The organism is Brachybacterium sp. AOP24-D1-21, assembly GCF_052378665.1.
Classification (GTDB): Bacteria; Actinomycetota; Actinomycetes; order Actinomycetales; family Dermabacteraceae; genus Brachybacterium.
Genome location: NZ_JBQSXX010000001.1, coordinates 3,205,619 through 3,216,736 on the forward strand (window position 1 = coordinate 3,205,619; position 11,118 = coordinate 3,216,736).

Below are 11,118 nucleotides of genomic sequence, written 5' to 3' on the forward strand. Positions count from 1 at the left end.
ACGCATCATGACGGGCACCATGCCGGAGAACACCGACCTCACCACCGTCGTCTCCGCGCTGCGCGACGAGCTGGCAGAGCTCGAGGACGAGCGGATCCGCGCGGTCAATGCCCGGCGCGGCGACGACCACGCCGTGAACCTCACCAAGCTCCGTGCGATCGCCAAGCGGCTCAAGGCGCAGCCCGAGCTCGCCCGCGCGCTGTGGGACGCGCCGGCCGAGGACTCCACGCCCAAGCTGCTCGCGCTCCTCATCTCCCGCCCGAAGCAGTACACCCGGGAGGACCTGGACCGGATGCTCCGGGAGGCAGGGACCCCCAAGGTCCACGACTGGCTCGTCAGCTACCTCGTGAAGAAGAGCCCGCATTGCGAAGCGTTGCGGGAGGCATGGTTCGCCGACGCCGACCCCGTGGTGGCGAGCGCTGGCTGGGCGCTGACCAGCGACAGGGTGGTGAAGAAGCCTGAGGGTATCGACCAGTCGGCGCTGCTCGACCAGATCGAGGCCGAGATGGCGGCGGCGCCGGAGCGGCTTCAGTGGGCGATGAACGAATGCCTCGCGCAGATCGGGATCACGAATCCCGAGCTGCGTGCACGGGCACGGGACATCGGGCAGCGTCTGGAAGTGCTCAAGGACTATCCGACCCCGCCGAACTGCACCTCACCGTTCGCGCCGCTCTGGATCGACGAGATGGTCCGCCGGGGCAGCGCCCGCTGAGAAGCTCGTCCTCCACTCGGTGTCCACGTCGACGGACTCCTCGATGTCCTCATCGTCCTCCTCTGTCCATGCGGAGTCCTCGTCGCTCGCAGTGGGGTTCTCCAGGCCCTTGACGACCATCGAGGACGGCAGTGAGACCACCTCGTCACTGGGCACCCGGAACAGCCGGTCTGCGACCAGCACATGGCGGCGCTGGGCGAGGCGGGACCGGGCACCGCAGAACAGATAGGTTGCGAGGACCGGGAGCGCGCACACAACGGGTGCGAGGAAGAGGCCGTAGGACCCGTCGGGCGCCCGGACGAGGTAGAGGAAGACCGTCAGGAAGCCGTCCATCATGAGCACGGCGCCAGCACCGGCCTTCAGCCTTTCCCAGCTGGTCATGATCCCTGCGAACGGGGACTTGGCGGGGATGCCGAGCTGTCTGCTCTCCTGATCGCCCGCCGCCCATCGCAGCACTGCTCGCGTGGTGGTCCGCTCCCTTCACAGCACCGCCAGGTGGGCGGGGATATACACGGCGATCAAGGCGATCGGGGCGAGCAGCAGGATCTCCGCGTCGGGGAGGAAGATGACCTCGGGCGGGAGGAGGTACGGGTCGCGGTTGGGGTCCCCTGTGAAGAAGGAGACGAGTATCCATCCCGCCGCACCGAGGACGCACACGAAGAAGAGGTGCTGCAGCCACGTCGCAGCCTGGACCGACGCCCGGTACCCGGGGACATCCTGATCGGGCAGGGCCTTCGTGCATTCAAGGCCGCGGCGCTTCAGATCCTCATCGTCCTGCGCGCTCGCCGGGACTGCGGAGAAACGCAGCAGGGCCTCAGCGGCTCCCTTCTGATCCGCCGCGCGGAAGAAGGCGACGGCCTCGGGGTCGCCGATCCGCACGAAGGCGAGCGCGTCCCGAGCGACGGGAGTGGAGGTCTGGTCGGGAGAGTCCGTGCTGTGAAGAGATGCCACTCGAGAACCCTATGCGCGTCTCCTCAGGGCGCCGACGTACGGCTGTTCTGACCGTACGCGGCGGTGCTGCTATTCGATCCTGGCAGCGACCTCGACGATCAGTGCTTTGTGATCACTGCCGGCGACCGTCTCGAACTGCGGCACACTGCCGCGCACCCTGCTGGAGACCAGCGCGTGATCGATGCGGGCGAACGACGGGGCCCACGTGCCCGTGGGCCAGGTGGGATGCCAGCCCAGTCCTTCGCCCTGTCCCCTCGCCGCGAGGTCGTACAGGTCGCCGCCTCCGGTCAGCTCCCGCATCGTGTGGTGCTGGTCGATCGCGTTGAAATCGCCGACCAGCAGCAGGTTCTCCTCGAGGTACGGCTCGGCGAGGTCCTTGACCACCGCGCCGTCGCGGGCCCAGGCGTCGGCGCCCATCTGCGGCGGCGCGGTGTGGATCACCCCGAGATGCCAGTCCGTGCCCTCGACGGTGGTGGTCGCGATCAGGTTCTCGAAGGCGGTCCCCTCGGCCCGGGCGACGAGCTCGAGCGGGGTGCGGGACAGGAGCATCGTGCCGCTCGCGTCGGTGTCGGCGGTGCCGACATGATGCGGGAACTCCTCCAGCAGGCCCGCCGCCGCGAGCGCCTCCTCGAACCCAGGGGTGTACTCCTGCAGAGCGAGCACGTCGACGTCACTGGTGATCAGCTCGGAGACCTCCTCGATGTCCGCCTGGCCGAACTGCAGATTCAGCGAGAGCACCGTGAGGGTGTTGCCGACCGCGATAGGGATGTCGGACCGCTCCTCCTCCGGCAGCAGCGGCCAGGCGAAGACCACCATCGCGGCGATCAGGACGGCGGCCCCGAGCGGCCGCCACCGGCCGCGCAGCACCAGCAGCAGCCCCAGGCAGCCCACCAGCACAGGGATCCACAGCAGCGGGATGAAGGACGAGATCGCGATGACGTAGTGATGCCAGGTGTGCAGCTCGGGGACCAGCCGCAGCACCAGGAGCACTGCCGAGGCGAGCACCCCCACCACCAGCAGCGCCCATCCCAGGATCGATACCCCCGCACGCCTCATGCGGCGGAGTCTACGGGGACGGCGTGCTGCCCGGACGCGCACCGAAGGACCCTGGATCCACGGGCCGCTTGGCTCGCGGCAGGCCTTCCACCACGAGCAGGTACGACTCGGTGACCAGCTCCCGGACCAGCTCGGCGTCGAGAGTCCCGCCCGGCTCGAGCGTGATCCAGTGCCGTTTGTTCATGTGATAGCCCGGCGTGATGTCCGAGTGGCTCTGCCGCAGCGCCTCGGAGTCCCGAGGATCCGCTTTGAGGACCACGATCGGCTCCCCGCGCACCTCGGTGAGCAGCAGGAACATCCCGCCCACGACCTTGAAGACTTCGTATTCCGGGCCGAAGGGATGGGTCGCCTCCGCAGCCGGGAGCTCCTCGGCGCGAGCATGGACGATCTCCTGCAGGGCGTCACCGTCCATGGTCCTCCTCCCCCTTCTCGGTCTCAGCAGCACGGTAGCTGCCGCCCTGAACCTGTCGGGTCACCCGGCTGACAGCCCCGACCAGATCGTGCAGTCCTGGGTCCTCAATAGGGAAGTGGCCGCATTCGCGCAGCATGACGAGTTCTGCCGGGGCGGCGATCCGGCTGAGCCAGCGTGTGCTGATCTCCACCGGTGTCCAGGCGTCCTTCGCCGGATGGGCGAGAGTCACCGGGGTGGTCATCCGTTCCGGCGGGGTGTGGCGGTAGGTGAGGTATGAGGTGAGGAATCCGAGCGGGACCTCGGCGGCTCCTCCGCGGGGGTCGGAGGCGCACAACCGCGACAGGTCGGGGCTGCGACTCATCTTCGAGAGAGCGGCGATCCAGGACATCGGGACCCGCCGTCCCGCGAAGCGTTCCGGGAGAAGCCGTGCCAGAGGGCCGCCGAGCATGCCGAGCGGGCTGAAACGCGTGATAACGGCCCGCGCACGCGGGTCGCGCGGGTCGAGCAGGGACGTGGCGACCACGGCCGCAGCGCGACCGGTGCGGGCGGCGACCTCGTAGGCGAGCATGCCGCCGATGCTGGCGCCCAGCAGCACGAGCGGCCGCCCGTCATCCTCCAAGGCCACGACGTCGCAGAGCAGGGAGACCCAATCCTGATAGCGGACCGCGCTCGAATCCGGGGACCGCGTCTCGCCGTAGAGGGGAAGATCAACCGCGGCCAGCTCCACCTCATCTGCTGGCAGGAGTGAGGCGATCGGCCAGAGCGCTGCGCTGTGGGCCCCGGCTCCGTGGATGAGCAGCACCCGCACGGGAGCATCGGGATTCTGGCGACGCGGCACATGGACGTCGTGCCTGCGCCAGCTCCACCACGTGCTCGTGGGCTTCAGCTCGACTCGATCCCGCCAGGAAGCGGGGAGGAAGTCGGCGTAGTCGGAGACGCCGGTTGAAGTCATGCCGCCACGGTACTGGTCGAGGGGGATCCGAGCTGTGCCGTGCTGCGAGCGCGACAGGAGCGCGCAGAAAGTTGTAGGTTCTCGCACGATCTGTCCGAGGCTCAGTGCTGTGAACTGCGGTGCGACGAGTGAGAGGCGTGCTCGGATTCTCATTAAGTTTTCCGAATCCTCAGCCGCTGGCTAACGCTCGAGCACACGTCAGGACTGACGGACTTTGCAAGTCGGGCCCGCAGGCTGCGCTGCCCACGACAACCAGCTTCCGAGCAACCATCCGGGCCAGCCGCCGGGGTTGCTGAGAATACTGGACCAGGGGTTGCGGCCCGACGGTTTCGCCCGGTGTCCCTCACCCCTGCTTGCCGACGAGCGCCTCTCCCAGCTCGGTGCGCCGGTAATGGACCTCACGTCCGGTGCGAGCGCGGTGCACGAGCCCGGCGCCCTCGAGCACGGCAAGGTGCCCGCCGACGGTGCCGAGCGCATACCCGAGCTCGGCGTGCAGTTGGGAGGGCGTGGCCGGAAGGTCCAGCGCCAGCAGCACTGCGGCTCGCCCGGTGCCGAGCAGTCTCCCGAGCGCCCTCCCGGTGCGCGGGGAGACGGCGGCGCGTGAGCCCCGTGCCCCATACACGAGCGCGACGCCGACGGGCCCGTCGCAAGTCCACCTACCCCTGACCTGCGTGGTCGGGACGAAACAGAGGTGGGAGGAGACGGTGAGGCTGCGGTCCACGCGGCGGGAGACGAGCAGCGCGTCGGGATCCTCCCAGGCGACGTCGCGGGCAATGCCGTCCACCGCACCTGCCCAGCCGGTCGTGCCGATTAGCGCAGTGCGGAACGCGATCTCGCGGCGCAGGATCCGTTGCCGGCGCGGCCAGTCCGCCGCAATCAGCTGCTCCCACGCCGAGCCGAGCGCGGCCGCGATCCGACCCGGGAGGTCCGGTGCGGCGAGCCATGCCGTCTGCTGCGGGGTCCACGCAGCGGCGACCGAGTCCTCGATGGTGCTCACGGCGGCCTGCGGGTCCCACGCGGCGATCTGGGCGAGCTCGCCGACGAGCCGCACTTCCCCGGTCGCGGGCGGGGCGAGACCGACCAGGTCCGGGAACCATTTAGTGTGCGCGATGAGGTCGGTGAAGGCGGTGTGCAGCGGGTCCACGGTGCGCCAGCGGCGGAGGGCGGCGAGGTCGAGCCCTTCGGTCCGCGAGGGTGCGGAAGACGGCTGCGGACGGGCGCGCCGCGGCTCCTCGAGTGCGGTCACTCCGCTGGAGAGTGCCCCGACCAGCTCTGCGAGCGGAGAGACGACGAACCGCGTGCGCGCGAGTGCACCGGGCGTGAGCACGAACCGCATGAGCACCTCCTTTCGGTTGACGCCGAAAGTTTAGTGGTCAGTAAGCGGGCCGTCGACGATGATGCGATGCCGCCACCTTCACCTGTTTCCCCGTCCGTACCCGCCTCCCCGTGGACCCCCGCCTTCACTCGCTTCTTCCTTGCCCAATGCCTTTCATGGCTGGGCAGCTCTATGACACCGGTCGCGCTGAGCTTCGGGGTGCTTCGTGTGACAGGCTCCACCACCGATCTTGGCCTGGTCCTCGCCGCGAGCACGATTCCGATGGTCGCGCTGCTGCTGGTGGGAGGGGTGGTGGCGGATAGGGTGCCTCGTCGGGCGCTGCTGACCTTCACCCACCTGGTCGCGGGTCTCGCCCAGGCGGGCAGTGCAATGTGGTTTCTGCTGGATGCGAGGGCACTGCCGCTGCTACTGGTGGTGGCGGCGCTGGGTGGCCTGGCCTCGGCGTTCACGGCCCCGGCGCTCCGCGGCATCATCACCGACCTGGTGCCGCATGACGCGATCGGCCGTGCGAACGCCGTGCGCACCACCTCACGGAACGTCACCCGTATGCTCGGCCCGGCCGCCGCGGGCCTATTGGTCGCCGTCGCGAATGCCGGCTGGGCACTCGCGATCGACGCCGCCTGCCTGCTGCTCGCCGCCGCCGTCCTCGCCACCATCCCGAACGCGGACGCTGCGCGCCCGTCGGCCGACGGCCTTCCCCGCCCTGACCGCCTTACTGTCGGCGCCGCCCTCCGCGCCCTCGTCGCGGATCTATGCGGCGGCTGGCGAGAGTTCACCAGCCACCGCTGGCTTTGGCTCGTGACCCTTGCGTTCACGGGGATGAACTTGCTGATCGGGGGGATCTGGCTGGTGCTTGGCCCGGCCAGTGCAGAGCACACCATCGGTGCCGCCGGCTGGGGATTCCTGCTTGCGGCGCGGGCGGCCGGTCAGGTGGGCGGCGGGGCGCTCGCCTACCGCTTCTCACCGAGCCGGCCGATGGTCGCGGTGCTGCTGATGTCCCTGCCGTACGCAGCGCTGTTCGCGGCGCTCGCTGCCGGGAGCGGCCTGCCGCTGCTACTGGTGCTCGCGGCGCTGGCCGGGATCGGTACGGCGGTCGAGAACGTACTGTGGGAGACGGCCCTGCAACAGCGGGTCGCCCGCGAGGCGCTCTCCCGCGTGGCCTCGATCGACATGCTCCTCAGCTTCGTCTCGGTGCCGGTGGGGCAGCTCGCTGCCCCCATGGTCGCAGCTCTGCTAGGTGTGCCATTCGCGCTCGCGATCGGTGCCGGTCTGTGCGTGGTGACTCTGCTGGCCCCGCTCGCCTCGGCCGAGGTGCGCGGCCTGCGCCGGGCTCCAGCCCTCGCCTGAGCCACTCCCCGTCACTTCCACGTCGTCGTGTCCTCGTCGCCGGCGACGGTGCAGTAACGCACGGTGGTCCCGCTCGCGCCCACGTCACCATCGTCGTCTACTGACAGATCGATGAGACTACTGACACGCCACTGACAGATCGATGAGATTACTGGCTCTTCACGGTTCGTGGTGATGGAGAGCGTCGCGTCGCTGGCGTAGAGCGGCTCGTGGTCCTGCTGTGATGGGTGTTGTCAAGACATCCATATCTCAGAGGACCACGAGCCTGTGTATGAGAGTACTGGTCCGCAGCGTGATGCTGCGAGCACGATCTTCAACCTGCCCAACTACCGCGTCGTTGACGCGATCGACCTGTCCGACGGAGGGCGTCAAGTGGTGATCGCCTCGAGCGTCCCACCCGGGTGCCCGTCGTGCGGGGTGATCGCGACGAAGGTCCACTCCCGCCGCTCTCAGCAGGTGCGAGACGTTCCCGTGGCCGGGACGGTTCAGGTGGTGTGGGCCAAGCGGCGCTGGTTCTGCCTCGAGCCGGCCTGCGCCCGGCGCACGTTCTGGGAAGCAACCGACCAGGTCCCCCGATACGCACGCTCGACCACCCGGCTGCGCGATCAGGTCGTCTCTGCGGTGATCACCTCGGGCCGGGCGGCCTCGGAAGTCGCTCAGGCCCATGGCGTCTCGTGGTGGCTGGTCCAGGCCGCGCTGGCGGCTGCCGCCGTGGCCCTGCCTGCCGTTGACGAGGTGCCGGTGACGCACCTGGGCATCGATGAGCACCGCTACCGGTCGGTGCGCTGGTTCCGCACCGACGACGGTGCCTGGAGACGGTTCGAGCCATGGATGACGACCCTGGTCGACCTGACCACTGGGCAGGTCCTCGGCATCGTCGATGGCCGGGACTCCACCGCCGTCGGTACCTGGCTCGCCCAACGCTCCGAGTGCTGGCGGGAGCGGATCGAGGTCGTCGCCATCGATCCCTCAGCGGCGTTCCGCAAAGCACTGCGGACCTACCTGCCCCGCGCCGCGGTATCGGTCGACAAGTTCCACCTCGTCAGCCTGGCTGGTCTCGGTGCTCACCGATGCGGTCCCCGAGCTCACCGAGGGCACCGCCGTCGGGAAGGTCGCGAAGTCGATCGAGTACCCGGTCTACGCGATCGCGCTCGGCTTCCTGGGCAACGCGGTGCTGTCCCTGACCGGGGTGCGCCGCCGCATGGCCGCGGCCTTCCGCACCGAGCTGTTCATCAAGGTGGGCCTGGTGCTGCTGGGCGCGAGCGTGAACTTCGCGATCGTGGTGCGCGCGGCGGGCCCCGCCGTGCTCCAGGCGATCCTGCTGATCACCGCCGTCTTCGCCTTCACCTGGTGGTTCGCCGGACTGCTGGGGCTGGACGACAGGCTGCGGGCGCTGCTGGCCACCGCCCTGTCGATCTGCGGGGTCTCCGCCGCCGTCGCGGCCGCCGGCGCCGTGGAGGCGAAGAAGGAGCAGCTCGCCTACACCGCTACCCTCGTGATCGTCTTCGCGGTGCCCTCGATCTTCCTGCTCCCCTGGCTCGCGGACCTGATGGGGCTGTCCCCCGCGGTCACCGGCGCCTGGATCGGCGGCAACATCGACACCACCGCCGCGGTGACGGCCGCCGGCGCGGTCGCCGGCGAGCAGCCGCTGCAGATCGCCTCGATCGTGAAGGTCACCCAGAACGCGCTGCTGGGCATCGTCGCCGTGCTGCTGACGCTGTACTTCTCCTTCAGGGTCGCCCCCGCAGCCGGCCGGGCCGTCGCCGGCTCCGGCACGCGCCGCGTGGGAGATCGCCGCTCGCTGGCGATGCTCTGGGAGCGGTTCCCGAAGTTCGTGCTCGGCTTCCTGCTCGCCTCGGTCGTGGCGACGGTGCTCGCGGAGTCGGTCCCGGAGGCGGTGCTCGAGCCGCGGCTGGATGCCGCCAAGGAGCTGCAGACCTGGGCGCTGACCCTCGCCTTCGTCTCGATCGGCCTCGAGTTCAACGCCTCGAGCATCAGGGAGTCCGGCTGGAAGCCGATCGTCGTGTTCGCGGCGGCGACCGTCGTGAACCTCGTCGTCGGCCTGGGCCTGGCGCTGCTGCTCTTCCGCGGCTTCATCTTCTGAGCCCACGCCCCGGGCCCGGCTACCGTGGCCCCGTGCCCCTCGACTCCCCCGGCCCCCACGATGCCGCCCTGCGATGGTCGGCGGCGGTGGTCGGCTCACGTCCCGCCCGCCGCCGCGCCCTGCCCCGGCATGCGGCGGGGGACGTCGAGGTCCCGTACACGATCCTCGCAGGCCGCGAGGAGATCGGCGCGGACACCTACTGGGCCGAGCACTCCCATCCCACGCACGAGCTGCTGTGGAACGAGCGCGGCGCGTCGACCGCTCGGATCGGGTCGCGCGTGCACACGATCTCCCCGGGCGTGGGGCTGTGGATCCCGGCGGGCGTGCCGCACAGCGGTTTCACCCCGGCGGGGGTCCGTCACCTCGCCGCGCAGTTCTCGATCACCCGCGTGGAGCCCCCGTCGGGCGTGCCGGTGACCGTGGAGATCACGCCGCTGCTGCAGCTGCTGCTCGAGAGGTCCCTGGACGCGGACCTGTCGGAGCGCTCGCGCGAGCTGACCGACGCGATGATCCTCGACGTGCTCGCCCCCTCCCCGCGCGAGCTGCCGCTCACGGTCCCCGACCACCCGCTGCTCGCGCCGATCGTCGAGGCGCTCACCGAGGACCCCGCGGACCCGACGACCCTCGAGCAGTGGGCGCGACGCCTGGGAGTGAGCTCGCGCACACTCACGCGCGCCTTCGTGGCGAGCACCGGGCGGGGCTTCCGCGACTGGGCGGCGACCGCCCGCGCCCAGTGGGCCGTCGCACTGCTCGCCGCCGACGAACGGATCGAGGACGTCGCCGGACAGGTCGGCTACCGCTCGGCGAGCGCCTTCACGGCAGCGTTCCGGCGGGTCACGGGCATGACGCCGGGCGCCTACCGCCACGGCGACCTGCCCTCGACCCCTCCCGCCCCCGCTCGGGCGACGGACGTCCGCGCCTCCTGAGCCACCACCCCCGAGCACCCCCGGGAGAACCTCCCTCCTGCGACTGCTTCGCACGGCCTGTCCGTTCTGCGACAGAGGCTGTCGTCTTCACGTGCTTGCGGACACCTGCACCGCCTCGTAGGTTTGGTGAGGCAATCCTAAGTTCGCATCGTGGCGGCCGCGGGGCCCGCCCGGGCCGCCCGGCCGCCGTCCCGTGCGCGACCCTCCGCGCCGGCCCGTCCCGAGAGGCCCCCATGCCCCGTCTGTCCCGCCGCGCCCTCGCCGGCTCCGCCGTCGCCCTCGCCGCCGCCCTGGCCGCCTGCTCCTCCGAGAGCTCGACCGGCTCCGGCGCCTCCGACGGCGGCGGCAGCGGCAGCGGCGCGGACGGCGCGACCACCCTCGAGCACGCCTTCGGCACCACCGAGCTCCCCGCCGAGATCGACGTGGTCACCACCGTCGCCTGGGCGAACCACGAGGTCCCGCTCGCGCTCGGCGTGGTGCCCGCCGGGATGGCGGCGGCGAACTTCGGCGACGACGACACCGACGGGCTGCTGCCATGGGTCGCGGCGAAGCTCGAGGAGCTGGGCGCCGAGCCGCCCGTGCTCTTCGACGAGTCCGACGGCATCGACTTCGAGGGCGTCGCCGACACCGCCCCCAGCGTCATCCTGGCCGGCTACTCCGGCCTGACCCAGGAGGACTACGACACCCTCACCGCGATCGCCCCCACGATCCCGTTCCCCGAGGTCGCCTGGGGCACCTCCTGGCGCGACATGATCACCGCGAACGCGGCGGGGATGGGGCGCGCGGAGGACGGCGCGGCGCTGATCGCCGAGCTCGAGGGCGAGATCGAGGAGGCCGTGGCGAAGCACCCGGCGATCGCGGGGAAGTCGGTCATGTTCCTCACCCACGTCGACACCACGGACCTCTCGACCGTGAACTTCTACACCGCCCACGACACCCGCACCATGTTCTTCGAGGACCTCGGGATGACGATCGCGAAGAGCGTGCAGGACGCCTCCGCGGAGACCGAGGAGTTCTCCTCCTCCGTCAGCGCCGAGCAGGCCGACGTCTTCGACGACGTCGAGATCATCGTGACCTACGGCGACGAGACCCTCGTCGAGGCGCTGAAGGGCGATCCGCTGCTCTCGCAGATGCCGGCGGTGGCGAACGGGGCCGTGGTGCACCTGCCGAGCGACAGCCCGCTGGGCACGGCCGCGAACCCCACCCCGCTCGCGATCTCGTACATCCTCGAGGACTACCTGGTCGAGCTCGAGCGCGCCGCGAACGCCTCCGTCTGAGCCCCGCGACCGGATCCGCGACGACCGCCCGCCCAGGATGACCAC

General features: G+C 70.4%; 11 protein-coding genes and 1 pseudogene. 6 read left to right on the plus strand and 6 right to left on the minus strand.

The window, feature by feature from the left end; genetic code table 11:
• The first annotated feature begins 7 nt into the window (after nt 1–7).
• Nucleotides 8–712, plus strand: coding sequence for a DNA alkylation repair protein (locus ACT3UF_RS14375; RefSeq protein ID WP_442332777.1), 705 nt, complete (start codon nt 8–10; stop codon nt 710–712).
• Here ACT3UF_RS14375 and ACT3UF_RS14380 read toward each other — a convergent pair.
• From ACT3UF_RS14380 to ACT3UF_RS14405, 6 genes are all read right to left on the minus strand, one after another.
• Nucleotides 656–1,093, minus strand: coding sequence for a hypothetical protein (locus tag ACT3UF_RS14380; protein ID WP_441446132.1), 438 nt, complete (start codon nt 1,091–1,093; stop codon nt 656–658). The genes ACT3UF_RS14375 and ACT3UF_RS14380 overlap by 57 nt on opposite strands.
• Nucleotides 1,094–1,192: 99 nt before the next feature.
• Entirely contained in the window at nt 1,193–1,663 is a 471-nt protein-coding gene (locus ACT3UF_RS14385) for a hypothetical protein (protein ID WP_441446133.1), read from the minus strand.
• 69 nt (nt 1,664–1,732) lie between these two features.
• Complete coding sequence (locus ACT3UF_RS14390) at nt 1,733–2,719, minus strand: endonuclease/exonuclease/phosphatase family protein (protein ID WP_441446134.1); 987 nt, start codon at nt 2,717–2,719, stop codon at nt 1,733–1,735.
• Between the two features lie 10 nt (nt 2,720–2,729).
• Nucleotides 2,730–3,131, minus strand: a complete 402-nt coding sequence (locus tag ACT3UF_RS14395; RefSeq protein ID WP_441446135.1) for an MmcQ/YjbR family DNA-binding protein — start codon at nt 3,129–3,131, stop codon at nt 2,730–2,732.
• Complete coding sequence (locus ACT3UF_RS14400) at nt 3,121–4,083, minus strand: alpha/beta fold hydrolase (RefSeq protein WP_441446136.1); 963 nt, start codon at nt 4,081–4,083, stop codon at nt 3,121–3,123. The genes ACT3UF_RS14395 and ACT3UF_RS14400 overlap by 11 nt, the downstream gene beginning before the upstream one ends.
• A gap of 343 nt (nt 4,084–4,426) precedes the next feature.
• On the minus strand, nt 4,427–5,419 hold the full coding sequence (locus ACT3UF_RS14405) for an ArsR/SmtB family transcription factor (protein WP_442332613.1): 993 nt from the start codon (nt 5,417–5,419) through the stop codon (nt 4,427–4,429).
• Nucleotides 5,420–5,485: 66 nt separating this feature from the next.
• Here ACT3UF_RS14405 and ACT3UF_RS14410 point away from each other — a divergent pair, with 66 nt between their 5' ends.
• The 5 genes and pseudogenes from ACT3UF_RS14410 (at nt 5,486) to ACT3UF_RS14430 (ending at nt 11,073) form a co-directional block, all read left to right on the plus strand.
• Nucleotides 5,486–6,766, plus strand: a complete 1,281-nt coding sequence (locus ACT3UF_RS14410) for an MFS transporter (protein WP_442332614.1) — start codon at nt 5,486–5,488, stop codon at nt 6,764–6,766.
• A gap of 267 nt (nt 6,767–7,033) precedes the next feature.
• Nucleotides 7,034–7,891 (plus strand): annotated as a pseudogene (locus ACT3UF_RS14415) (transposase); the annotation flags it as partial.
• Nucleotides 7,827–8,870, plus strand: coding sequence for a YeiH family protein (locus ACT3UF_RS14420; RefSeq protein WP_304502284.1), 1,044 nt, complete (start codon nt 7,827–7,829; stop codon nt 8,868–8,870). The pseudogene ACT3UF_RS14415 and the gene ACT3UF_RS14420, both read left to right, overlap by 65 nt.
• Nucleotides 8,871–8,902: 32 nt before the next feature.
• Nucleotides 8,903–9,796 (plus strand): helix-turn-helix domain-containing protein, encoded by an 894-nt coding sequence (locus ACT3UF_RS14425; RefSeq protein ID WP_304502285.1) that lies wholly within the window; start codon nt 8,903–8,905, stop codon nt 9,794–9,796.
• A 233-nt stretch (nt 9,797–10,029) separates the two neighbouring features.
• Entirely contained in the window at nt 10,030–11,073 is a 1,044-nt protein-coding gene (locus ACT3UF_RS14430) for an ABC transporter substrate-binding protein (RefSeq protein ID WP_442332616.1), read from the plus strand.
• Nucleotides 11,074–11,118: the final 45 nt, after the last annotated feature.

What these genes read in the sequence shown, in the direction of transcription:
- ACT3UF_RS14410 (WP_442332614.1), top strand. Translation starts at nt 5,486, where the DNA reads ATGCCGCCACCTTCACCTGTTTCCCCGTCCGTACCCGCCTCCCCGTGG.
- ACT3UF_RS14405 (WP_442332613.1), bottom strand. Translation starts at nt 5,419, where the DNA reads ATGCGGTTCGTGCTCACGCCCGGTGCACTCGCGCGCACGCGGTTCGTC.
- ACT3UF_RS14395 (WP_441446135.1), bottom strand. Translation starts at nt 3,131, where the DNA reads ATGGACGGTGACGCCCTGCAGGAGATCGTCCATGCTCGCGCCGAGGAG.
- ACT3UF_RS14375 (WP_442332777.1), top strand. Translation starts at nt 8, where the DNA reads ATGACGGGCACCATGCCGGAGAACACCGACCTCACCACCGTCGTCTCC.
- ACT3UF_RS14430 (WP_442332616.1), top strand. Translation starts at nt 10,030, where the DNA reads ATGCCCCGTCTGTCCCGCCGCGCCCTCGCCGGCTCCGCCGTCGCCCTC.
- ACT3UF_RS14400 (WP_441446136.1), bottom strand. Translation starts at nt 4,083, where the DNA reads ATGACTTCAACCGGCGTCTCCGACTACGCCGACTTCCTCCCCGCTTCC.
- ACT3UF_RS14380 (WP_441446132.1), bottom strand. Translation starts at nt 1,093, where the DNA reads ATGACCAGCTGGGAAAGGCTGAAGGCCGGTGCTGGCGCCGTGCTCATG.
- ACT3UF_RS14390 (WP_441446134.1), bottom strand. Translation starts at nt 2,719, where the DNA reads ATGAGGCGTGCGGGGGTATCGATCCTGGGATGGGCGCTGCTGGTGGTG.